Origin of the sequence: Flavobacterium succinicans (genome assembly GCF_001662485.1) — a bacterium.
Classification (GTDB): domain Bacteria; phylum Bacteroidota; class Bacteroidia; order Flavobacteriales; family Flavobacteriaceae; genus Flavobacterium; species Flavobacterium succinicans_A.
The window spans coordinates 110,570-133,740 of record NZ_JMTM01000070.1 but is presented as its reverse complement, the minus strand read 5'-3'; the positions used below and the strand labels follow the sequence as shown (position 1 = coordinate 133,740).

Below are 23,171 nucleotides of genomic sequence, written 5' to 3'. Positions count from 1 at the left end.
ACATTTGCAATTATCTAAAAATCCCTATGAATACTACTGCACCTACTTTTGCAAAGCAAGACAATTTAAAATTCTTTAGAACACTTAACTCTCGAGTTAACAGCTACTTTAAAGAAAACAACATACAAAAAACCGGAAACTGGAAATTGCATTTAAAAACCATCATCTTATTTACTGTTTTTTTGGCTCCTTATTTTATTATTCTAACGCTTGACCTTCCGTTTTGGGCTTATTTATTGCTGACTATCGTTATCGGTATTGGAATGGCAGGAGTTGGAATGAACGTAATGCACGACGGAAATCATGGTTCATATTCCACTAAAAGTTGGGTTAACAAATTTATGGGAGGATCAATTTACATCCTAGCCGGTAATGTGTACAACTGGCAAGTACAACACAATGTTTTACACCACACGTACACCAATATTCCTGGTCATGACGAAGACTTAGATGCAGGAAGAATTATTCGTTTTACGAAAGAAGCCAAATGGCAAAAATTTCACCGTTTTCAACACTATTATTCCATCTTTTTGTATGGTTTATTGACCTTCAATTGGGCCATTACTACCGATTTCAAACAAATGAAAAGTTATTTGAAACGCAAATTATCATATGGTGAACCTAAAAGCCCAAAAATCCTTTGGACAACTTTAATCATCACTAAAATAATTTATGTTTCTATTTGGATCGTTTTGCCTATGGTAATTGGCATCACTTGGTGGCAAGTATTAATTGGCTTTTTTGTTATGCATTATACTGCTGGACTTATTTTAAGTGTTGTTTTCCAACTAGCTCACGTGGTGGAAGAAACAACCAATCCATTACCAAATGAAAACGGAGAAATCGAAAACACTTGGGCGATACACCAATTGTTTACTACAACCAATTTTGCTCCAAAAAATGCCATTGTTAATTGGTATACTGGAGGATTAAATCACCAAATCGAACATCACATTTTCCCAAACATCAGTCATATTCACTACGGAAAAATTGCAAAGATTGTGAAGGAAACCGCTCAAGAATGCAACCTTCCATACTATGAATACAAAACGATGCGAAGTGCTGTAATTGCCCATTTCAAACATTTGAAAGAATTGGGAATGAAACCAGAATTAGCCTAATTAACTAGCGCTAAATCCATCACGAACTAATTACTATTTACTATAAAAATGAATCCACTTTCAGACAGAATTAACAACCTTGCCACTTCGCAAACTTTAGCGATGGCAGCATTAGCAAGAGAATTAAAAGCACAAGGAAAAGATATTATCAGTTTAAGCTTGGGTGAACCTGACTTCAATACGCCTGACTTTATTAAAGAAGCCGCAAAAAAAGCGATAGACGACAACTACAGCACCTATTCTCCAGTAGACGGATACCAAGATTTAAAAGAAGCCATTTGTAGAAAATTCAAAAGAGACAATAACTTAGAATACAAACCTTCTCAAATTGTAGTTTCTACAGGTGCAAAACAATCGTTGTACAACATTGCTCAAGTAATGTTAAACGATGGTGACGAAGTTATTTTACCAGCACCTTACTGGGTTTCTTATTTCGAGATTGTAAAATTATCAGGTGGTGTTCCTGTTGAAGTTCCTACTTCTGTAGAAACAGATTTCAAAATCACACCAGAACAATTAGAAGCAGCCATCACACCAAAAACAAAAATGATGTGGTTCTCTTCTCCTTGTAACCCATCAGGTTCAGTGTACAACAGAGAAGAATTGACTGCTTTGGCTAAAGTATTAGAAAAGCATCCAAATATTTATGTAGTAGCGGATGAAATCTACGAGCACATTAATTTCTCTGGAACTTTTTGCAGTATTGGTTCTATTCCAGGAATGTTAGAAAAAACCATCACCGTAAACGGAGTAGCAAAAGCTTTTGCCATGACAGGTTGGAGAATTGGTTATATTGGTGCACCAGAATTTATTGCAAAAGCCTGTACTAAAATCCAAGGTCAAGTTACTTCTGGCGCCAACAGTATTGCACAGAGAGCAACCATAACTGCTGTAGATGCAGATCCATCGGTCTTAAAAGATATGGTTCAGGCTTTCCACAGCCGTAGAGATTTAGTGGTTGGACTTTTAAAAGAAATCCCTGGAATTAAAATCAACGTTCCAGAAGGGGCTTTTTATGTGTTCCCAGACGTTTCTTCTTTCTTCGGAAAAACATTAAAAGGAACCGAAATTAAAGATGCTAACGACGTTTCTATGTATCTTTTGGCAGAAGCTTGTGTTGCTACTGTAACAGGTGACGCTTTTGGAAATCCAAATTGCATTCGTTTCTCTTACGCTACCAGCGAAGCTTTATTAACCGAAGCTTTAAAAAGAATCAAAGACGCTTTGGCTGGATAAACCAAAGTGCTATTGCTATATTAAGCCTCAAGAAATAATTCTTGAGGCTTTTTTTTTTGCTTCATAAAAATTGAATCACCCTTGCATTAGTTTTTAAAAAAAATCCTCTTGAATTAGAAATCTTAAATATTTTATTAGACCTTTGCAGACTTTTTTTCGCGAACACTCGAAAAGCTAAAGTTGTAATAATGAAGAAGAAAATAGAAATACTAGCGCCCGCCAAAGATTTAATTCACGGTATGGCAGCTATCAATGCAGGTGCAGATGCGGTTTATATTGGTGCTCCTCAGTTTGGAGCCCGTTCAAATGCTCATAATTCGCTTGAAGATGTGGCGGCTTTAGTACAATATGCTCATTTGTATTATGCCCAAGTTTTTGTGGTTATCAATACGATTTTGTACGACAACGAATTGGAAACCTGTCGCCAAATGATTTGGAAATTGTATGAAATTGGCGTTGACGCCTTGATTGTACAAGATATGGCCATTATGGAAATGGACTTACCTCCTATCGTTTTACACGCAAGTACACAAGCCAACAATCGCGACCCTCATAAAATTAAATTCTTAAAAGATGCGGGAATGAAACGCGTGGTTTTGGCTCGTGAATTGAATTTACACCAAATCAAAGAAATCGCCGAAACATCAGATGTTGAACTAGAATTTTTCGTGACTGGAGCACTTTGTGTGTCTTTCAGCGGAAACTGTTATATGAGTGTGGCCAATGGGGAACGTTCTGCCAATCGTGGTTCGTGTGCTCAAAACTGCCGTTTACCTTACAACCTCATCGATGGCAATGGCGAGACTTTAATCAAAAACAGTCACTTACTTTCGATTAAGGATTTTGACGTTTCGGACCAAATACCAAATTTAGTGGAAGCTGGAATTTGCTCTTTCAAAATCGAAGGTCGTTTGAAAGACATCGTTTATGTAAAAAATAACGTTTCGTATTTACGTCAAAAATTAGACGCTTTCTTAGAAGGAGATGGTTATGACAAATACACCAAAGCTTCTTCTGGAACTTGTACTTATACTTTTGATTCCGCTTTGAACAAAACCTTCAATCGTGGCTATACCGATTATTTTGTCAACGAAAGACATCAGTCCATTGGTTCATGGGAAAGTCCAAAATCAAAAGGACAATACATTGGTAAATTGGTTAGAACCATTGGGAATGCATACGAAATCGAAAACGGCGAATTCCTAAACAACGGCGATGGACTTTGTTTCATCAACGAAAATAACGAAGCAGACGGTATTTATGTAAACAAAGTTGAAAACGGTTTGGCTTATCCAAATGTGTTGAAAGAAATCAAACCAGGAACCTTCATTTATCGTAATAACGATGCAGCTTTCATCAAAGTTGTAGAACGAGAAGACAGTGCCGTTCGAAAAATCAGTACAACTTTATTGCTGACCGAAAACGAAAACGGATTTGAATTAATCGCTACAGACGAAGATGGAAATGTAAGTACGGTTCAATTGGCGCATCCAAAAGAAAGAACCAAAAACAACGAATCCATCGAGGCCACTTTCAAAACGAATTTAGCCAAAACAGGATTCACACCTTACAAAGCAGACGAAATCAATATTTTATTTTCAGAAAATTGGTTCTTACCTATTTCCAAAATCAACGAGATGAGAAGAACAGTTTACGAACAACTGTCTGAAATTCGATTGAAAAATTACCATCGCGAAGAACATCAATTAGTAAAAACAGACCACCCTTTCCCTGAAACCAAGTTAGATTTTATGTACAATGTTTCGAACAAACTAGCCCGTAAATTCTACGAACGTCACGGCGTTACCGAAATCGAAAAAGCCTTTGAATTGCAATGGGACCCTGGGAAATCTAGAGTGATGACCACTAAATATTGCATCAAATATGAGCTGGAACGTTGTCCAAAATACCATCGCGAAAATATGGACAAAAAGGTAAAAGAACCTTTGGTATTAAAACAAGGCGAATTAGAATACAAACTCAAATTCAATTGCAAACCCTGCGAAATGGAGATTTGGGAAAAAGACGCCGAATTCGAAATTGAAGAAGATCATTTTCATTAGAATTTAACCGCAAATTGCATAAAAGATTACACGAGGTTCGGAAAGAGTTTACTATAAAACCTTTGCGAGCCTTTTTTATTGGTAATTATATCTTTTTTTTATCCAGAAAACAATAGAACTATTGAAGCAAATTATATTCTCGAAAGCCTAAAATCTGTAGGACTTTTGCCAACTTGCTTTTTAAACAATCTCGAAAAATAAGAATAATCATCGTAGCCTAGAGCAACTGCAATCTCATTTACAGTTAAGCGTTTATCTGTTAACATACGCTTAGCTTCTAAAATCACTCTTTGAACAATAACACTTGTGGTGGTCATTTGAAGAATTTCTTGACAAATTCGATTCAAATGTTTTAGGCTAATATGCAATTCAGACGCATAAAAAGAAGGAGCCTTTTGAGTTCTAAAGTGTCTTTCAATGAGTGCTTCCAAATCTTTAATCTTTCTATTATAAAGATGTGTTTCCACAATGTGAATAGCATTGTATTTCCTTGCTATCTGAATATGAATGATATCCAGTAGATTTAAAATTACATCTTGTCGCCACTCTTTATCATCTTTTACTTCTTCGACAATTGCCTCAAAATAAGGGATGAGTTTTTTAGATTCATTCGCGTCAAAAAGTATTTCAGGTCGACTATTTAAGGAAGTGTAAAAAGCATAATCCTTGATTTGTTTTTGTCTAAAATACAGATTAAACATTTCTTCAGAATAAAAGATGACAAAACCGTCTATATCTTCGCTCAAACTCCAATGATGGATTTGTCCTGGCTTCAAAAAAAAGACACTCCCCTTTTGAATAGTAAATGTAGAGAAATCAATTTCGTGTGTCCCTGAACCTTGAGTAAAAAAAACCAACACATACGAATTATGTCTATGTGGTTCTTCTACAAAACGGTGTTTTTTTAGGTGGTCTTTAAACGTATTTACATATAAATCCTTATCGATTTGAGACGATAAAAATTTTCGTATTGGGTAAATAGGATATTTTACCATATGCTAAAAATGTCTTTTTTGTGCTATAAGTTGCGAATATAAAGAAAAGTAACAACGGAAGTAAAAATTACCTTTGAAAAAAAAAATCCATGCCACATTCTATTTATCACATCCTAAATAACGATTGCCCTCAATGCCGAAAAGGCAAAATATTTGATGAAAGAAACATTTTTTTCAACTTGCATTTTCCTAAAATGAACACCCACTGTTCGAATTGTAATTATAAATTTGAGAAAGAACCTGGATATTTCTTTGGAGCAATGTATGTGAATTATGGAATAAGTGTTGCGCAAGGCATCCTTACTTATCTCATAGCCCATTTGTTTTTCACTGAACGATTTGACTTAAGAATGATTCCTATAATCGCAGTTGTTCTTATATCTCTATCGCCTTTCAACATTCGTTTGTCAAGAATATTATGGATTTATCTATTTAAAAATTATGCCACCTAAGCCGTAATCCTTCAAAAAACTACTAACTTGCACTTGTAATTTTTTTTAATCGAAAATGAGAAAAATAATAATTGCTCTGTTGTTAGTCATTTCTGTTAGTAGTAATGCCCAAGAAAAAAAAGAAACGCCTAAGAAACAAATTGTAGAAGCTTCTTGCGGGCAATGCCAATTTGGTATGGAAGGAAAAGAATGTGATTTAGCCGTTCGCATCAACGGAAAATCTTATTTCGTAGACGGTACGCATATCGACCAACACGGAGATGCGCACGCCAAAGATGGCTTTTGTGCAGCCGTTAGAAAAGCTGAAGTAATTGGCGAAATAGTAGACAATCGCTTTAAGGTAACCTATTTCAAATTGTTACCCGAAAAAAAATAAATGGCTTTAATTCTTCAAAATATTGCCAAACACGTGGCCTTAACTCCCGAGGAAGAGGCCTTATTTTTGTCCAAAACAACGACACAAAAACATAAAGCCAAATCGGTTTTGTTGCACGCAGGTAAAGTGGCTGATAGTACTTATTTTGTAAACTCAGGGATTTTGAGAAGCTTCAATATCAACGACAACATTATCGAACACGTATTGCATTTTGCGTGTGAAGGTTGGTGGATGGGCGATATGTACAGTTACATTTCTGGAAAACCCGGCAATCTTTTTATAGAAGTACTCGAAGATGCTGAAATAGTTACCATTACCAAAGAAAACCATCAAGAACTCTATAAAGCCATCCCAAAATTGGAACGCTTTTTCAGAATACTTGCCGAGAATTCTTTAGTGACCCACCAAGAACGCTTGATGGATAATTTGAGCTTGACCGCCGAGGAGCGCTATGAAAAATTCTGCAAAAAATATCCCACTTTAATTCATAAACTCCCCCAAAAACACATCGCATCTTATATTGGCGTAACACCTGAATTCTTTAGTAAAATGAAGAGCAGGTTATTGAAGAAGTGATGACTATCTATTTCAAAACCATGATTAGTATCGAAGTTACTTCGTACAAATCCCAACTAAACATTATAACAATTTAAATTTTATCTTTGTGATTTAAATTTCATGAAACATGAACTACAAAATATCATTTCAGGAAAGAGCCAAGTTAGGCATGGAGATGCTATCCAAACAATCGTCAGTCACCTTAGAAGAAGCAAGAGCTCAAGTAGCGAGACTAAAGAAAGCAAGCAAATCAAAAGTGAAGAAGCTAGGAGCATAAAACAATTTTGCAACCAAAATAATTTTTGGACTGCAGCTATTGACATCAATACTTTTGTATCTAGTGGTGCTGAACAAAAAGTCTATCTTCATAATGAGTTTAAGGTTTATAAACTCAACGATACTAATCTATTATTTATCATGGGAAGATTATTTCAATAATTTATTACTGAATAATTATTTTTTCCCAGACACCGCTTATCAATTAGTTGGTTTTTATGAATCCGAATCCGTTTTATATGCCGTAGTTGAGCAAGCTTTCATAAAATCAGATCAAGATACAAACTTAGAAAATGTAAAAAATTTTCTTGCTGAAAATGGCTTTAAAAACACCAGAAACAATGATTATTTCAATCCTGACTTAGGAATCATTCTGGAAGATTTACACGATGAAAATGTACTGACATATGAAGGTAACTTATATTTCATTGATACCGTTTTTTATATTACACCATCATTTTATCAATAGTACTTCAAAACCTAAACTCACCAAAAACACCTCGCATTTTATACTGGCGTAACACCTGAATTCTTTAGTAAAATGAAGAGTAGGTTATTGAAGAAGTGATTCATGCTCTTCATATTTTTCAAGAGCACCTATTAAAATCTGTTTCATTCTATTACGCAGACCTGGCGGCTTTAGGACTTCTAGACCTTGTCCAAAACCCAACAAAAGGCGTTCGAATTCATAATTTACAATGATTAACAAATGTATAATTATACTACCATCGGCATGGGTTGAAATAAGGCGCTGCGTAGTATGAAGCGGGCAGACAAATGAGCCGTACCCAAGCCATCAAAACCATCACTCCAAACCAAATGCAAACTATTCTGAAAGACCAAGGCGTAACGCTTATTGGCGCAGGACTAGACAAAGCACCAATGGCTTATAAAGACATACACCAAGTGATGGCTGCGCAACAGGAATTGGTTGAAGTTGTAGCAAAGTTTACCCCAAAAATGGTACGAATGGCGGATGACGGAAGTAGAGAAGATTAAACGACCCAAACCTAACAGGTTTTTGAAACCTGTTAGGTTTTCTCACATACAAAAATCAGAAATAATCCTTTTAGACAAACAACTTAGTCGTCTAGTTCAGGCTAGAAAAACAATTGGATCTAAAATGACCATCCAAACCCTCCGCACTCAAAACGGCATCCTTTTCAAAGTCATTTCAGGGAGTAAGTAATATTACACCTGTCAGGTTTTTGAAACCTGACAGGTGTAATCAAAAATAGGGCAAACCATCAACGAGAACTTTGTAATACAATTAGAAAATTTGAATTGAATGAACCGAGGTCTCGCTCCATTTTCGGATTGAGTAGTAAGAGAAAATGATTGAACTATAGCAATTTTGCTGCGCGCTGTAGCAAGGCATTACAGCTCATTTTGCCATTGTGCAATTATGGCATTTGCCGCAGGAGTATTTAGTTTTTTAAGCTCTTCTATGATTTGTAGTTTTTGAGCTTTGCTTATAACGGGTTCCGGTTTTATAAATTCTTCTGCTGTGGCATGAGCAAAAAACAAAGCATCGGTCCAATCGTTTCGTATGCCGTCAATTACCAAATGAATTCTGTCTTGAGTCCCTTTATTCGCTACTGAATGTGTAAAGTTGGCGTCAATATACCAACATTCTCCTGCATTCATGTGGAGGCGTTCGTTGTCTAAAATAAATTCGACTAACGGATTTGTAACGATAGGAATGTGCATCCTAAAACAGCCATCTTCATAACCCAAACAATGATCTTGATGCGGTTTTATTACTGCGCCAGCACTTAGTTTTAATAATCTGACCGTAGTTTTTTTAAATAAAAGCGAATCTATAACGTGAGTAAAATAAGGACATTGGGCTAAAATTTCAGTAGGGAGTAATTCGTTTGTACTTTGGTCAAAGGCATAAATAGCATCTGATTTTCCATTTACAGACTGCAAGGCAATCGATGTCCAGGAACCGTCATAACCCTTCTTGTTGTAATGCTTTACCCAACTATTGTCTAGTATTTTTTGTAAATCGTTTTGTAACTTACTGACATCAAAGGAAAGTTCAAATTTTATATGTCGTATTAATGCGTCCATACTTTAATCTCTTAACCATTTTACCATCGTGGGAAATGGTTGTTTATTTTCTCTCTCCGCTTGTTCTTTTGTCAAACAAAGCCCAGTCCATTCTAGAAGAGGCAATCCAATATAATTTTGATTACTATAATTTTCAATGAGCCAAGACGCTTCATTTTTATAACCGTTGGGATGAAAAACAAATTCTGCAGGTAAATTTAAATGAATAAGTGCCGCATAAGACCACAACATAGCAATAATTTCTTCTCCATCAGTAGGCCAGTTGCTAGCCATTTTGGGAGTACCTATATTGTTTCGGTCTTCACTGGTGGTTACTGCTAGATGACCTGCTTCGTGCAAAATATCGCCGGGATACAACAATTTATTAAAATCGATTTGAACACAATTGGCACCCAAAGCCAAACCAGGTAAAAATGTGGTATCGTCTAATTCTTTTTCAACCACGGCTATTCCTATTGTATCTAAAAAATGGAGTACTTTAATTACTTCGGGGGTGTTTTTAAAATTTGCCATTGGTACTATTACTATTCAAATATTAAATATAGTAAAAAAATCAAATACAAAATCGTAAATTTTTAGGTATATTCTGACACTAGAAAAACTTTACATTTGTGTTACTTAAAGATAACAGCTGCGAAAAAACGATGATCATTCAAAACCTCATCCTTTTCGAAGTCATTTCGGGTAGTAAGTCGTTTGGGCTACCGACCCCACCCCAGAAACTCATACTAATCGGGTTCTGGAGTATTCCTCACAATAAAAAGCTTCAGTTTAGTAGTCTTCACAAGTCTAAAATTAACAGCTGCACTTCCTTGATAAAGCTACAACAACTGATATTTCGGGCTCATTTTTTTTCTTAATCTAGGTTAAGTGACTTTTGCTCACAACGAGCATACCTTTGTATCCTAGTAATCACTAAATTTATACGAAGATGAAAAAATCAGTTTTACATACCGCAGATTCAAGAGGACACGCTAACCACGGATGGTTGAATGCTTATCATAGTTTTAGCTTTGCGAGTTGGTACAACCCCGATAGAGTACAGTTTGGTATGCTTCGCGTTTTGAACGATGATACCATTGCTGCCGGAATGGGTTTTGGTACGCATCCACACGACAATATGGAAATCATCACCATTCCGCTAGAAGGCGATTTGGCACACAAAGACAGTATGGGCAATGCCGCAACAATCAAAACGGGCGATGTACAAGTAATGAGTGCAGGAACGGGTATTCAGCACAGTGAATTCAATCCGAATGCGGACCAACAAACCAAGTTATTCCAAATTTGGTTGTTCCCAAAATACCGCAATGTAGCACCTCGTTACCAACAAATCACTTTGGACGTTACCGAGCAAAAAAACAATTTTGCTCAAATTCTATCGCCAAATCCTGACGATGCTGGGGTGTGGATTCATCAAGACGCTTGGTTTTATTTGTCTGATTTTGATACCGATTTCTCTAAAATCTATGCACTAAAAAAAGCAGGCAATGGCGTTTATATTTTTGTAATCTCTGGAACAATCACTGTTGATGGTCAAGAATTACAAACTCGAGATGGACTTGGTGTTTGGGAGTTTTCAACTTTGGAGTTTAAAGCCACAACCGATGCTAAATTCTTACTCATGGAAATCCCTATGGAACAATAAAAAATAAACAACAAATAGTACAAAAATAAGTTATGAACGAAGTACAAGTAAAAATGAACGATAAAAAAGGGAGTTTTTTTATTGAAATTGAGGGCAAACAAGAGGCAGAAATGACTTTTGTTTTTGCTGGGGAAGATAAAATCATAATTGACCACACGGGCGTAAATCCAGGCAATGAAGGAAAAGGTTTGGGCAAACAAATGGTCGCTCAAGCGGTAACTTATGCGCGAGAAAACAACATAAAAATCATTCCGCTTTGTCCGTTTGCCAAAAAAGTATTCGACAAAACTCCAGAATTTAGAGACGTACTTTAATATGGAGAATTTACTAGAAAAAGACGTTCAAGGAAGTATTGGTGCGCAAAAATACTTGTGCACCATTTCTTGGCGTAACGGCGAATTACTAATGGATGAGCCTAAGAATATTGGAGGACAAGATCTGGGTCCCGACCCGTACTCTACTCTATTGGCTTCGCTGGCGGGCTGCACACTTTCTACCTTGCGAATGTACATCGACCGCAAAGGTTGGAACATTCCCGAAATTCAGATCGCGTTGAATCTATCACAAAATAACGAATCCGAATTAGAGACTACCATTTCGAGAACCATCACTTTTTCTGAAATCATTACCGAAGCGCAAAAAGAACGCTTACTTTTGATAGCCGAGAAATGTCCCGTTTCGAAACTATTAAAAAACAAAATCAATATTAACACCCAATTATAAATGCTATGGAAGCTAATGATTTAACCAAAGAATACAGCAATGGAGAAGTAACCATTGTTTGGAAAAACAGCTTATGCAAACACGCTGCCGAATGTGTAAAAAACAATTCTAATGTATTTAAACCCAAAGAAAAACCGTGGATAGTTCCCGAAAATTCAACTACTGAAGCCATTATCAGTACAGTAAAAAAATGTCCTTCGGGAGCATTGACGTACTATATTAATGAATAAAAACAAATCGTTGAGTGTAGTTCAGTTTAATTAAAAAACAAACCACACTTCGATACCTCAGTGCAGACTACAAACATAGATTTATTACTAATGATTAAAGAATGAATAGAAAATAATCCTATTCTTCACATAGATTGACTCTGTGAAAAGTGAAACATCTATTAAATTCTTTTTAAACAACATAAATTCGATGATTTTTTGTGGTAAAATAATAACATAAAGCGTTAAAAAAAACTAATAATGAAAAAAATACTAGCCTTTGGCGCATCTTCCAGCGCGAACTCTATCAACAAACAATTGGCAACCTATGCCGCACATCAATTCGCCAACGCAACAGTTGAAGTTTTGGATTTGAATGACTACGAAATGCCCATCTTTTCAGAAGACAAAGAAGCCAAAACCGGCATTCCGCAATTGGCACACAACTTCTTAGCTAAACTGGGCAACGCAGATCTTATTGTCATTTCATTTGCAGAACACAATGGCGCCTATTCCACTGCTTTCAAAAATATTTTGGATTGGGCTTCCCGCATCAACGGTAAAACTTTTCAGGAAAAACCCACGCTTTTGCTCGCTACTTCACCCGGACCACGAGGAGGTGCTTCGGTTTTGGAAATGGCCAAAAACAGATTCCCTTTCCAAGGAGCCGATGTCAAAGGTGCTTTTTCATTACCGAGTTTTGCAACCAATTTTGATGCAGAAAAAGGAATCACCAACGAAGAGCGGAAAACACAATTGCTAGAAATTATTGCTTCAATAGATTGAGAAAGTGAGAAGTAATTAGTAAAAAGTCAAGTAACTATTCAGGTTGTCGTGCTTTCAATTGGCTCCAGCTTTAGCTGGAGTTATGAAGATGAATTGTTTTGGCTTTAGCCAAATAAAAGCAGCAGATTTCGGCTAAAGCCTTTAAAAATTTAAAAATTCACCCCTCCAACTAAAGATGGAGACAATTAATGTCTAAAAAAAAACGGAATAGTTACAAAGTATATTTGTTCCTTCGAGAGCAATGTTATTGAGACTTAGAGAAAAAAGGAACTCGATTTTGTCATTCCGACAAAGAAGTAATCACATAATGTAAAGAGTGATTAGTAATTTCATTTCGTAATCACTCTTTTTATATAGAAGATTATGAGTTAAAATCACAAATGCACAGCTAATAACCGATAACTGATAACTCATAATTCATAACTGAAAACCGATAACTGTCAACCGATAACTGACAACTCAAAAAAACCTCTCTATCGCTTCGATGGCTTTGTAAAAATCAATAGGTTTTACTTCTTCAAAAAAGTTGATTTCGTGGGTGTGTGGCAAGAAATCTGAAATAATACGCACGATAAAATCCTGTGGTTGCTTGAGATACATAAAGGTATAATCTTCCATATTCACCACGGTGCGTTCGGCCAAATTAGTGGTTTTCACAAATTTATCCGATGTTAATGAAGACAAACAAAGCAAGTTGGTTTTGGGTTCTGTCAATATAGGTTTGCCGTTTTCGAACAATTGTCCTTCGTAACCATAAAGAGAAGCATTGGTAATTTCTATCGGCATTCCTAATTGCAATTCGGATGGAAGATTTTCAGGTTTTCCTACGATGGCAGCAAAGCCGATTAACACACACAAATCGTGAGGAGGCAAATGCATCATTGCTTTGGCTGTGGTTTCTCTTCCCACTCCAGAGATAACGATTTGGTAGTCATTTTGTAAAGACGGAAAGCGTTGCAAGGCATTTTGCACTTTCTCGGCTTCGATTTCCATTGGGGTGAGTAGGATAACTTTCATTTTTTATATTTTATTTTCAGGATGTTGGCTGATAAAGCACCTTCTTGCCTTCTAGCCCCGGTAGGAGCGGCATCCTTTGTTGCCGGGGTTCGGCAGCAAAGATACAGCGGATGACGGGACTTTGCTTATAAAAAAGCCGCTTCTTTCTGCTCCTAAAAAGGATTACTGTAATTTTCGAATGACACGAGCGGGATTGCCTACCGCTAGCGAATGCGGAGGAATCGTTTTGGTCACCACCGAGCCTGCGCCAATCGTACAACCGTCGCCAATGGTCACTCCGGGGCAAATCACGGTATTGCCGCCAATCCAGCAATCATCGCCAATCGTGACAGGTTTAGATACCTCGAAAGTGCGTCGCTCCACAATATTTAAGGGATGCGAGGCGGTGTAAATATGTACGCCTGGGCCAAAAAACACGTTGTTGCCAATGGTGATTTTCATCGTATCGAGCACCACACAATTGAGGTTGAAATACACATTTTCGCCCGTGTGAATGTTGTACCCATAGTCGCAATGAAAGGGCGGTTCTATGTACAAACGCTTGTGCGCATTGGGCAACAATTGCTTGAAAAGCCCGCGTGTTTTGCCGTTTACGATATACTCGGCATTGATTTGTTGCAGCATTTTCTTGGCCCACAATCGCTCTTGCACCAACTGTTTGTCGTTGCTGAGATAGGATTCGCCTGCGAGCATTTTTTCTTTTTCAGAAGGCATACTTTTGAAATTATTGAATTTTGAAATTAAAATGATTTGGGCGTGCCCCTACGTAAAAACTTCGGGTCGCGCTGTACGTTCCCGCTTTTTTCTTCTTACTCTCGCCTGCCTTTTATTGGCAGGCTAGAGTAAGAAGAAAAAGAGCTCCACTGCCATCGCTCACGCAAAAAAACGTCCTCGTAAAGATACACAATCCATCAACTCACTAAAGCTTCAGTAAAGAAATTCAACTTCAAAAGAGCATTTTGCCAAAAAACACTATTTTTGTTGCCCAATTGGTTTACGAAACGACCAATTTTTTTAAACATTTAAATTAAAAAAAATGAAAGCATACGTTTTTCCAGGTCAAGGCGCACAGTTCACAGGAATGGGCAAAGACTTATATGAGAACTCTCCACTTGCCAAAGAATTATTCGAAAAAGCCAACGAAATTTTAGGTTTCCGCATTACCGATATTATGTTTGAAGGCACTGCAGAGCAACTAAAAGAAACCAAAGTAACACAACCTGCGGTATTTTTGCACTCGGTTATTTTGGCCAAAACTTTAGAAAATTTCGAACCAGAAATGGTTGCCGGACACTCTTTGGGTGAATTCTCTGCCTTAGTAGCCAATGGCGCTTTATCTTTTGAAGACGGGTTGAAATTAGTTTCTCAAAGAGCATTAGCGATGCAAAAAGCGTGCGAAATCACCCCTTCGACGATGGCTGCTGTTTTGAACCTAGACGACAAAATAGTAGAAGACATTTGCGCTTCGATTGATGGTGTTGTCGTGGCGGCAAACTATAACTGTCCTGGTCAATTGGTGATTTCTGGGGAATACAAAGCCGTAGAATTGGCTTGCGAAAAAATGAAAGAAGCAGGTGCCAAAAGAGCCTTGATTTTACCAGTTGGTGGTGCTTTTCACTCTCCAATGATGGAGCCAGCTAGAGAAGAATTAGCAGCCGCTATTGAAGCCACTACTTTTGCTACTCCGATTTGCCCTGTGTACCAAAATGTAACGGCAAGCGCGGTTTCTGACCCTAACGAAATCAAGAAAAACTTAATCATTCAGTTGACTGCTCCTGTAAAATGGACACAATCCGTGCAACAAATGATTGCAGACGGAGCAACATTATTTATCGAAGTAGGTCCTGGAAAAGTATTAACCGGATTAATTGGAAAAATCAATAAAGAAGCCGCTACTGCAAATGCTTAAAAATTTAAGATAACAGATTGCAGCATTTAGACAGCAATTCTTATCAACAGCATCCTCATAAACGTAAAGTTTGTGAGGATTTTTTATTTATCTTTAATTTCGAAAAAATAGCAACACATAATAACCTATTAATGATGAGAAAAATAATTTTAGGATTGGCATTTTTAGCTGTAGTAACTGTTTCTTGCAAAGAAGAAACCAAAGCAAAACTGGATGAAGCCAAAGAAGCTGTAACGCTGGAAGTAAAAGAGAAAATTGACACCGCTACAGTAAAGGTTGAAAAAGCGGTTGATTCACTCAAAGCCAAAACCGATAAAGCAATAGAAAAAAGTACTGAAAAACTAGAAAAAGCCGCTGATAAAATGAAAGAAGCTGCTAAAAAGTAACAAAAAAGCCGAATCCTGAAGGATTCGGCTTTACTTTTATTTACAACTCAGTAGCGTCTTCACAATGATTATTGCTAATTCCAGTAATCAAAATAGCGGTTGCTTTCTTTTCGAAAAAAATGTACCAAGTAGTCCTTTTATTCGATTTGTAAAAAATATAATAGGTGCCTAAATGAGAAAGTGCTAAAGGTGTTTTTTTATGCGGAAAACTAGCTATTTCTGAAACTATAAAGTCAACAATTTTATTTACATAAACTTGCGCATTCTCACTATAGCTAAAATACTCTTCTTCAAAAAGCACATATACTAATTGATCTAAATAATTCGAAACCTTATCTGCAAAAATTATTTTTTCCAAGGATAGGCTTTTATTCTTTTGTGCATCTCGGCTTTGAACTCTTCCGGAGTCAATCCATTAGCGAACTCGGTATCGAAATCAAATGTTGACCTATCTATTCCTTTCGGCTTCACCTGTGAAGATTCATAAACTACGGCCGGTTCTTCCACTTTGGGCAATTTTGAGGATGTTTTTTTAGCATTCATTCCTTTGTATTTTTACCTAACGAATTTACAAATAGTTCTTTAAAGAAAAAACACCAAATTATCAACCGATAGTTTGGTGTTTCTTACTGATTACTTTTTACTGATGACTGAATACTATTTATGAACGTATTTTTTGTTCCCATTTCCAGGCACTTGCCATCGCTTCATCAAGTGTTGACTCTGCTTTCCAGCCTAAAACGGTGTTGGCTTTATGGGTATTAGCATACGCTTCTGTGATATCACCTTCTCTTCGAGGCATGATTTTATATGGTAATTTTTGACCACTTACTCGCACAAAACTCTGAATCACTTCAAGTACTGAACTTCCTGTACCTGTTCCTAAGTTAAAAGTCTCTACTTTGTCTGTATTTTTCTTGTCTAACAAGCGTTCTAGAGCAATAACGTGTGCTTTGGCCAAATCCACTACGTGAATATAATCGCGAACCGCTGTACCATCTGATGTTGGATAATCATCTCCAAAAACCGATAATTCTTGGCGCAATCCAATCGCCGTTTGTGTAATAAAAGGTACTAAATTTTGTGGCACACCAATTGGCAATTCTCCAATTGCGGCACTTGGATGTGCTCCAATAGGATTGAAATAGCGCAATAAAATCGCATTGATAGACGACGCTTTTGCGGTATCTCTGATGATTTCTTCTCCCACTTTCTTAGTATTCCCGTAAGGAGACATGGGTTGTTGTACAGGAGCGTCTTCGGTAATAGGCATTTTTTCGGCCTGACCGTAAACAGTGCAAGAGGAACTAAATATAAAGGAAGCCGCATCTTTTAGCTGTAATTCTTGCAAAAGATACACTAAGGCTGCAATATTATTTTCGTAATACAATAACGGATTCTCAACACTTTCTCCTACCGCTTTGGAAGCCGCAAAATGAATGACTCCAGCAATATCTGAATATTCTTTGAAGAGCGCCTGCACGGCTGCTTTGTCGCGCATATCAATATTTTTGTAATGCGGCGCAATTCCAGATATGCTTTCGATTCCTTTGAGAACGTCCATAGACGAATTGTACAAGTTGTCGACGATTAGGACTTCGAAGCCTTTGTTTTGCAATTCTACTACAGTGTGAGAACCGATGAAGCCTAAGCCTCCTGTAACCAATATTTTCATATTTGATGCTTTTTCAGAAAATAGAATCAAATCCATTTCCTATATTCTATGTTCTTTTCTCTTATTTTAAAAACTCTAAAACACTGTCCGTAATAAATTTAATTTGCTCGTCATCAAGCTCAGTGTGCATAGGTAAAGACAACACTTCTTGCACCAATTGATTCGTTACTGGAAAATCTTCTTCTTTATATCTTGGATCTAAATAAGCCTTTTGTGCGTGCAACGGAATTGGGTAATAAATGGCGCAAGGAATACCTTTATCCAATAAATGTTGCATCAAACCATTGCGATCAGCATTGATAATGCGCAACGTAAATTGATGAAAAACGTGACAATCGCATATATCACAAATACTTGGCGCTATGATATTAGCGTGATCTTGAAAAGCTAAGGTATATTTGCGAGCGGCATCTTGACGCGCTTTATTGTACTGATCCAACAACGGTAATTTGGCATTCAAAACTGCTGCTTGAATACTATCCAAACGCGAATTTACACCCACTACATCATGATGGTATCTTTCGTACATTCCGTGGTTTACAATACCGCGAAGGGTGTGTGCCAAAGCGTCATCGTTCGTAAAAATGGCTCCACCATCGCCATAACAACCTAAGTTCTTAGAGGGAAAAAAGGAAGTCGCTCCTACATGACCGATAGTTCCAGCTTTCTTTTTGGTACCATCTGAAAATTTGCAATTGGCACCAATAGCTTGCGCATTATCTTCGATTACATACAAATTATGTTCATTGGCCAAAGCCATAATCGCTTCCATATTGGCCGCACGACCAAACAAGTGAACGGGTACAATCGCTTTGGTCTTTGGAGTAATAGCTTTTTTGATAGCTTCTAGAGAAATATTCATATTGTGCATTTCTACATCCACCAAAACTGGGGTAAGTTGCAATAATGCAATCACTTCTACTGTTGCTGCAAACGTAAAATCGGCAGTGATTACTTCGTCTCCAGGCTTTAACCCTAACCCCATCATAGCAATTTGCAACGCATCGGTACCATTAGCACAAGGAATGACGTGTTTTACACCCAAATAAGTTTCTAATTCTTTCTGGAAAGTATGCACTTCAGGTCCGTTGATGTAAGTATTCGTATCTAAAACGTTTTGAATTGAGGCATTTACAACGTCTTTTATTTTATCATATTGACTTTTTAAGTCAACCATTTGAATTTTTTTCATTGGAAATTAATTTAAAGTTTGAAAATAAAGAGAAAATATCCTGATTTATTTTCGAAAAAAAGTGAGACAAAAATAGTCATTTAATGCCTTAGCACAATGAAAAACCATAAAGAAACTGTATTTTAGCCAAAATTTAACCCTATGTTTTTTTTATACAATTGCATTGTTCAAATCGCTGGATTGCTTTTAAAAATCGTTGCGCTCTTTAGTCCAAAAATAGCACTTTTTGTAAAGGGTAGAAAACATGTTTTTAAGACTTTAGAAGAAAAAATTCAACCCAACGACAAAACCATTTGGTTTCACGCTGCTTCCTTAGGCGAATACGAGCAAGGACTTCCAGTTATTGAAAAAGTAAAAGAAAAATTTCCTTCCCATAAAATTATAGTCACCTTTTTTTCTCCTTCAGGTTACGAGGTACGAAAGAATAATACTGTGGCTGATTGCACGGTTTACTTACCATTGGATACACAAAAAAATGCCCAAAAATTCATTGAGTTAGCCAATCCCGAACTGGTTTTCTTTATCAAATACGAATATTGGCCGAACTACTTAAACGAACTCAAAAAACGAGACATCAAAACCTATTTGATTTCTGGAATCCTAAGAGAAAACCAAGCCTTTTTTAAGTGGTACGGCGGTTTTTACAAAAAAGCACTGAACGCTTTTGATTTCTTTTTTGTACAAAACGAATCTTCGAAACAACTCTTGCAAAGCCTTGGTCACCAAAATGTTTTGGTTTCTGGAGATACGCGTTTTGACCGTGTGAGTACCATTTTAGAAAAAGACAACACCCTTGATTTTATAGCCGAATTCAAGAACAACAAAACCACTGTTGTTATAGGTAGTTCTTGGCCGAAAGACGAAGAAATTATCGCACAATATATTAACGAATCCACCAACGAAAACGTAAAATTCATTATTGCGCCGCACAATATAAAGGCAGAGCAAATAGCAAAACTAAGAGAACAAATTACCAAACCGACTGTCTTATTTTCTGAAAAAGAAAATCAATCCCTATCCGGCCAGCGCGTTTTTATTATCGACACCATTGGAATTTTAACCAAAATCTACAGCTACGCAGACATCGCTTATGTAGGAGGCGGTTTCGGAAATCCAGGGGTTCATAATATTTTAGAACCGGCAACTTTTGGAATTCCAATCGTAATTGGCCCTAATTATTCGCATTTTGCAGAAGCAATTGCGTTAGTAAAAGCAAAAGGTTGCATTTCTATTAAAAATAAATCAGAACTTTCGTTACTATTTAACGAATTGTTAAATAATACCCGTATTCGAAAAGAAAAAGGCGAAATTTGCAGAACGTTTATCCAAAACAACAAAGGAGCGACAAAAATGATACTAAAACATATCCAATGACACAATTTAAACCATTAGAAAATAAAGATATTGACATCATCTCTTCTTTAATGGCTGATTTTTATGCTATTGATCATTATCCTTTTAATCCTGAAGTTGCCCAAAACTTATTTAAAGAATTTATCGAGAACAAAAAACTAGGTCAAGGCTGGCTAATACTCCAAGACAACGAGGTAGCGGGATACTTGATTCTTACATTTGTTTTTAGCTTTGAATACCAAGGCATGATTGCTTTTTTAGATGAATTGTATATACTCCCTAAAGCTCAAGGCAAAGGAATAGGCAAAGAAGCAGTGGCTTTTGCTCAAGCCCACTGCAAAGCATTGGGAATACAACTTATTTACTTAGAAGTAGAAAAACACAATGTTCCTGCACAGCAATTATATCAAAAAAATGGTTTCATCAATCACCCACGAAAATTGATGCAATACAAATTATAACTTCAATACCTTTTTTTTAAACACAATTACTCTTATGAAATTCTTAAAACTATTCTTATTCCTTTTTGTATTCCAAACCCAAGCCCAACAAGGCGGCATGTGGATTCCTTCTCTCTTGGAAGGAATGAACGAAAAAGAAATGAAAAGCTTGGGCATGAAAATGACTGCCAAAGACATTTATGACACCAACAGATCCAGCTTAAAAGACGCTGTGCCTCAATTTAACGGAGGTTGTACCTCCGAAGTTATTTCGCCAAAAGGACTTTTACTAACCAATCATCATTGTGGTTACGGACAAATCCAATCGCACTCTAGCACCGAGCACGATTACTTAGCCGATGGTTTTTGGGCCTTTAAAATGGAAGATGAATTACCTAATAAAGATTTAGTAGTCACTTTTATTGTCAAAATAGAAGACGTGACCAAACAAGTTTTAGAAGGAGTAAATTCACTCACTAATGAAGCCGAAAAACAAAAGAAAATCCAAGAAAACATTAGCGCTTTAAGCAATTCATTTCCCAAAGAAGCTTGGCAAGAAAACAAAATCCGAACATTCTATGACGGTAATCAATACTTACTTTTTGTTACCGAAACCTTCAAAGACGTACGTTTAGTTGGTGCGCCACCCACTTCGATAGGGAAATTTGGATCGGATACCGATAACTGGGTTTGGCCACGTCATACTGGAGATTTTTCCCTTTTTAGAATATATGCCGACAAAAACAATCGTCCTGCAGCCTATTCAAAAGACAATGTTCCGTATACTCCAAAACACTTTTTACCGGTTTCTTTAGATGGAATTGCCGAAGACGACTTCACTTTAGTTTTTGGATATCCAGGAAAAACCAATGAATACCTACCTTCAGTTGCCATCAATCAAATTGCAAACGAACTGAATCCTGCAAAAATAGAAATCAGAGAACAAGCACTGAAAGTAGCCGATGGCTTCATGAGAAAAGATAATGCTATCAAAATTCAATATGCTTCAAAATACGCTGGGACCGCTAATTATTGGAAAAAATGGCAGGGAGAAACTCTAGGCATCAAGAAATCAAATGCAATTGCCGTCAAAAAAGAAGCCGAAAAGAAGTTTCAAGAAAAGGTTAGCAAAGCCAAAAAAGAAAAAGAATACGGTAACCTTTTGAGTGATTTCGAAAAAAACTACACTGAAATTGCGCCTTACGCTTTGGCCAGAGAGTATTTTAACGAAACTGTATTAAAAAACACAGAACTGCTTACTGTCGCTTTTAAATTCTATCAACTAGAACAACTCTACAATACCAAAGGCGAACAATCTTTTACAGACAGAAAAAACAATCTTTACAACGGACTAGGCGCCTTTTACAAAGATTTTAGCGCTAAAGTTGACGAAAAAGTATTCGAACAACTCCTTACGTTATATGCTACAAAAGTCCCAAAGCAATTCTTGCCAAATACACTTAACAATATTGATGTTAGCCAACTAACAAAATCCATTTATTCTAGTTCTAAACTAACATCCTATTCTGGTTCAAAAGAACTGCTAACGGGCGATACCAAAACGGTATTAGAAAATATTAATCGAGATCCGGCTTTTGTTCTGGTAAAAAGCATGGCTGACATGTATCAAAAGGAAGTGAATCCTACTTACGAGGCTTTAAATTTGAAAATAACAGAATTGCAACGCAATTACATGAAAGCACAATTAGAACTGAGCGAAAATTCAAGAATTTTTCCAGATGCTAATAGCACTTTGAGGGTGACTTATGGAAAAGTAAAAGGATACGAACCAAAAGACGGCGTATACTATAGCCCAATTACTTATCTAGATGGGATCATGGAAAAATACATACCTGGCGACTACGAATTTGATGTCTCTCCAAAATTGATTGACTTATATAAAAACAAAGATTTTGGAAATTATTCCATAAACGGGAAAATGCCAGTATGCTTTATTGGCACCAATCATACCACAGGTGGAAATTCAGGAAGTCCAGCGCTAGATGCCAAAGGAAATTTAATTGGATTAAACTTTGATCGCGTTTGGGAAGGCACTATGAGTGATATTTATTACGACCCTAGCATTTGTCGAAATATCATGGTAGATATTCGCTATGTGCTTTTTATAATCGACAAATATGCGGGAGCCAAAAATTTGATTGAAGAATTACAATTAGTACATCCTAAAAAAACCCAAAAAGGGAAACGTTAGTAACTAAAAGCTACTATTTTAACACGCCCACCAAATTGGCATACTATTTGATATTTAACCCATCGTGAACATAGAATATAATTTAAAAAAAATACAAAAAAATATATTGCGTATTAATTTTTTTATATCTTTGCCACGAATTAATAATTAACCTTTATAATAAAATTAAGATGAAAAAAGTATTTTTAAGTTTAGCTGCTGTTGCTGTATTAACTGTTGTATCTTGTAAAAAAGCTGACGCTGCTGCTGAAGGAGCTGAAGCTACTGCTGACACTGCTGCTGTAGCTGTTGACTCTGCTGCAACTCCAGCTGTTGATTCTGCTGCTACTGTAGTTGATTCTGCTGCTGCTCCAGCTACTGAAGCTCCAGCTAAAAAGTAATTTTTAAATTACAGAAAAAAATCAAGCCATCCATGTGATGGCTTTTTTTTGTACCTAAAAAAGCTCAAGAAACCATCTTGAGCTTTTG

28 protein-coding genes and 2 pseudogenes are annotated in these 23,171 nt (G+C 36.7%); 20 read left to right on the top strand and 10 right to left on the bottom strand.

The window, feature by feature from the left end; translation table 11 throughout:
• Positions 1–26: 26 nt before the first annotated feature.
• The 3 genes from FLB_RS13135 to FLB_RS13125 all read left to right on the top strand — a co-directional run bounded on the left by FLB_RS13135 (position 27) and on the right by FLB_RS13125 (position 4,420).
• Entirely contained in the window at positions 27–1,121 is a 1,095-nt protein-coding gene (locus FLB_RS13135) for a fatty acid desaturase family protein (RefSeq protein WP_064716410.1), read from the top strand.
• Positions 1,122–1,169: 48 nt separating this feature from the next.
• Complete coding sequence (locus FLB_RS13130; RefSeq protein ID WP_064716409.1) at positions 1,170–2,357, top strand: pyridoxal phosphate-dependent aminotransferase; 1,188 nt, start codon at positions 1,170–1,172, stop codon at positions 2,355–2,357.
• A 188-nt stretch (positions 2,358–2,545) separates the two neighbouring features.
• Positions 2,546–4,420 carry a peptidase U32 family protein gene (locus FLB_RS13125; RefSeq protein ID WP_064716408.1) on the top strand — a complete coding sequence of 625 codons (1,875 nt, stop codon included), beginning with the start codon at positions 2,546–2,548 and terminating at the stop codon, positions 4,418–4,420.
• 131 nt (positions 4,421–4,551) lie between these two features.
• On the opposite strand, the gene FLB_RS13120 is transcribed toward FLB_RS13125, so the two are convergent.
• A complete protein-coding gene (locus FLB_RS13120) occupies positions 4,552–5,415 on the bottom strand; it encodes an AraC family transcriptional regulator (protein WP_064716407.1) in 864 nt (287 codons plus the stop codon).
• A gap of 194 nt (positions 5,416–5,609) precedes the next feature.
• Here FLB_RS13120 and FLB_RS14170 point away from each other — a divergent pair, with 194 nt between their 5' ends.
• From FLB_RS14170 to FLB_RS14515, 5 genes are all read left to right on the top strand, one after another.
• Positions 5,610–5,867 (top strand): DUF983 domain-containing protein, encoded by a 258-nt coding sequence (locus FLB_RS14170; RefSeq protein ID WP_231891085.1) that lies wholly within the window; start codon positions 5,610–5,612, stop codon positions 5,865–5,867.
• A gap of 55 nt (positions 5,868–5,922) precedes the next feature.
• The gene (locus FLB_RS13115) at positions 5,923–6,243 is read left to right on the top strand and encodes a DUF6370 family protein (RefSeq protein WP_064716406.1); all 321 of its coding nucleotides are present in this window, start codon (positions 5,923–5,925) and stop codon (positions 6,241–6,243) included.
• Positions 6,244–6,819: a Crp/Fnr family transcriptional regulator gene (locus tag FLB_RS13110; RefSeq protein ID WP_064716405.1), complete on the top strand. Its 576-nt coding sequence runs from the start codon at positions 6,244–6,246 to the stop codon at positions 6,817–6,819.
• A gap of 102 nt (positions 6,820–6,921) precedes the next feature.
• Positions 6,922–7,239 carry a hypothetical protein gene (locus FLB_RS14520; RefSeq protein ID WP_231891084.1) on the top strand — a complete coding sequence of 106 codons (318 nt, stop codon included), beginning with the start codon at positions 6,922–6,924 and terminating at the stop codon, positions 7,237–7,239.
• Positions 7,172–7,546 carry a hypothetical protein gene (locus FLB_RS14515; protein ID WP_231891083.1) on the top strand — a complete coding sequence of 125 codons (375 nt, stop codon included), beginning with the start codon at positions 7,172–7,174 and terminating at the stop codon, positions 7,544–7,546. The genes FLB_RS14520 and FLB_RS14515 overlap by 68 nt, the downstream gene beginning before the upstream one ends.
• A gap of 84 nt (positions 7,547–7,630) precedes the next feature.
• On the opposite strand, the pseudogene FLB_RS14165 reads toward FLB_RS14515, so the two are convergent.
• Positions 7,631–7,825 (bottom strand): annotated as a pseudogene (locus tag FLB_RS14165) (WYL domain-containing protein); the annotation flags it as partial.
• Positions 7,826–7,842: 17 nt separating this feature from the next.
• Here FLB_RS14165 and FLB_RS13100 point away from each other — a divergent pair.
• Positions 7,843–8,076 (top strand): annotated as a pseudogene (locus FLB_RS13100) (RtcB family protein); the annotation flags it as partial.
• Between the two features lie 378 nt (positions 8,077–8,454).
• Here the strand turns inward: FLB_RS13100 and FLB_RS13090 are convergent.
• Together FLB_RS13090 and FLB_RS13085 are read right to left on the bottom strand one after the other, a co-directional pair.
• The gene (locus tag FLB_RS13090) at positions 8,455–9,153 is read right to left on the bottom strand and encodes an aspartyl/asparaginyl beta-hydroxylase domain-containing protein (RefSeq protein WP_064716402.1); all 699 of its coding nucleotides are present in this window, start codon (positions 9,151–9,153) and stop codon (positions 8,455–8,457) included.
• A 3-nt stretch (positions 9,154–9,156) separates the two neighbouring features.
• A complete protein-coding gene (locus tag FLB_RS13085; RefSeq protein ID WP_064716401.1) occupies positions 9,157–9,666 on the bottom strand; it encodes a hypothetical protein in 510 nt (169 codons plus the stop codon).
• Between the two features lie 418 nt (positions 9,667–10,084).
• On the opposite strand from FLB_RS13085, the gene FLB_RS13080 reads away from it, so the two are divergent.
• The 5 genes from FLB_RS13080 to FLB_RS13060 all read left to right on the top strand — a co-directional run bounded on the left by FLB_RS13080 (position 10,085) and on the right by FLB_RS13060 (position 12,519).
• Positions 10,085–10,801 carry a pirin family protein gene (locus FLB_RS13080; RefSeq protein ID WP_064716400.1) on the top strand — a complete coding sequence of 239 codons (717 nt, stop codon included), beginning with the start codon at positions 10,085–10,087 and terminating at the stop codon, positions 10,799–10,801.
• A 32-nt stretch (positions 10,802–10,833) separates the two neighbouring features.
• Positions 10,834–11,115, top strand: a complete 282-nt coding sequence (locus FLB_RS13075) for a GNAT family N-acetyltransferase (RefSeq protein WP_064716399.1) — start codon at positions 10,834–10,836, stop codon at positions 11,113–11,115.
• A gap of 1 nt (position 11,116) precedes the next feature.
• A complete protein-coding gene (locus tag FLB_RS13070; protein WP_064716398.1) occupies positions 11,117–11,524 on the top strand; it encodes an OsmC family protein in 408 nt (135 codons plus the stop codon).
• A 5-nt stretch (positions 11,525–11,529) separates the two neighbouring features.
• Complete coding sequence (locus tag FLB_RS13065; protein WP_064716397.1) at positions 11,530–11,754, top strand: (4Fe-4S)-binding protein; 225 nt, start codon at positions 11,530–11,532, stop codon at positions 11,752–11,754.
• Between the two features lie 240 nt (positions 11,755–11,994).
• Positions 11,995–12,519 carry an NADPH-dependent FMN reductase gene (locus FLB_RS13060; protein ID WP_064716396.1) on the top strand — a complete coding sequence of 175 codons (525 nt, stop codon included), beginning with the start codon at positions 11,995–11,997 and terminating at the stop codon, positions 12,517–12,519.
• Positions 12,520–12,978: 459 nt separating this feature from the next.
• On the opposite strand, the gene FLB_RS13055 is transcribed toward FLB_RS13060, so the two are convergent.
• Together FLB_RS13055 and FLB_RS13050 are read right to left on the bottom strand one after the other, a co-directional pair.
• A complete protein-coding gene (locus FLB_RS13055; protein ID WP_231891081.1) occupies positions 12,979–13,536 on the bottom strand; it encodes a hypothetical protein in 558 nt (185 codons plus the stop codon).
• Positions 13,537–13,698: 162 nt separating this feature from the next.
• Positions 13,699–14,250 carry a sugar O-acetyltransferase gene (locus FLB_RS13050; protein WP_064716395.1) on the bottom strand — a complete coding sequence of 184 codons (552 nt, stop codon included), beginning with the start codon at positions 14,248–14,250 and terminating at the stop codon, positions 13,699–13,701.
• A gap of 322 nt (positions 14,251–14,572) precedes the next feature.
• On the opposite strand from FLB_RS13050, the gene fabD reads away from it, so the two are divergent.
• Entirely contained in the window at positions 14,573–15,445 is an 873-nt protein-coding gene (fabD, locus tag FLB_RS13045) for an ACP S-malonyltransferase (RefSeq protein ID WP_064716394.1), read from the top strand.
• Between the two features lie 131 nt (positions 15,446–15,576).
• Positions 15,577–15,831, top strand: a complete 255-nt coding sequence (locus FLB_RS13040) for a hypothetical protein (RefSeq protein ID WP_064716393.1) — start codon at positions 15,577–15,579, stop codon at positions 15,829–15,831.
• A gap of 40 nt (positions 15,832–15,871) precedes the next feature.
• Here the strand turns inward: FLB_RS13040 and FLB_RS13035 are convergent, their stop codons facing one another.
• From FLB_RS13035 to FLB_RS13020, 4 genes are all read right to left on the bottom strand, one after another.
• Positions 15,872–16,189, bottom strand: a complete 318-nt coding sequence (locus FLB_RS13035; RefSeq protein ID WP_064716392.1) for a hypothetical protein — start codon at positions 16,187–16,189, stop codon at positions 15,872–15,874.
• Positions 16,177–16,374 (bottom strand): hypothetical protein, encoded by a 198-nt coding sequence (locus FLB_RS13030; protein WP_064716391.1) that lies wholly within the window; start codon positions 16,372–16,374, stop codon positions 16,177–16,179. The genes FLB_RS13035 and FLB_RS13030 overlap by 13 nt, the downstream gene beginning before the upstream one ends.
• Positions 16,375–16,492: 118 nt before the next feature.
• Entirely contained in the window at positions 16,493–17,506 is a 1,014-nt protein-coding gene (galE, locus tag FLB_RS13025; RefSeq protein ID WP_064716491.1) for a UDP-glucose 4-epimerase GalE, read from the bottom strand.
• Between the two features lie 61 nt (positions 17,507–17,567).
• A complete protein-coding gene (locus FLB_RS13020) occupies positions 17,568–18,698 on the bottom strand; it encodes a DegT/DnrJ/EryC1/StrS family aminotransferase (protein WP_064716390.1) in 1,131 nt (376 codons plus the stop codon).
• 141 nt (positions 18,699–18,839) lie between these two features.
• On the opposite strand from FLB_RS13020, the gene FLB_RS13015 reads away from it, so the two are divergent.
• The 4 genes from FLB_RS13015 to FLB_RS13000 all read left to right on the top strand — a co-directional run bounded on the left by FLB_RS13015 (position 18,840) and on the right by FLB_RS13000 (position 23,083).
• Entirely contained in the window at positions 18,840–20,072 is a 1,233-nt protein-coding gene (locus tag FLB_RS13015; protein WP_064716389.1) for a 3-deoxy-D-manno-octulosonic acid transferase, read from the top strand.
• Positions 20,069–20,512: a GNAT family N-acetyltransferase gene (locus FLB_RS13010; protein WP_064716388.1), complete on the top strand. Its 444-nt coding sequence runs from the start codon at positions 20,069–20,071 to the stop codon at positions 20,510–20,512. Before FLB_RS13015 ends, FLB_RS13010 begins: the two co-directional genes overlap by 4 nt.
• A gap of 34 nt (positions 20,513–20,546) precedes the next feature.
• Positions 20,547–22,703 carry a S46 family peptidase gene (locus FLB_RS13005; RefSeq protein WP_064716387.1) on the top strand — a complete coding sequence of 719 codons (2,157 nt, stop codon included), beginning with the start codon at positions 20,547–20,549 and terminating at the stop codon, positions 22,701–22,703.
• A gap of 170 nt (positions 22,704–22,873) precedes the next feature.
• The gene (locus tag FLB_RS13000) at positions 22,874–23,083 is read left to right on the top strand and encodes a hypothetical protein (RefSeq protein WP_064716386.1); all 210 of its coding nucleotides are present in this window, start codon (positions 22,874–22,876) and stop codon (positions 23,081–23,083) included.
• Positions 23,084–23,171 lie beyond the last annotated feature (88 nt).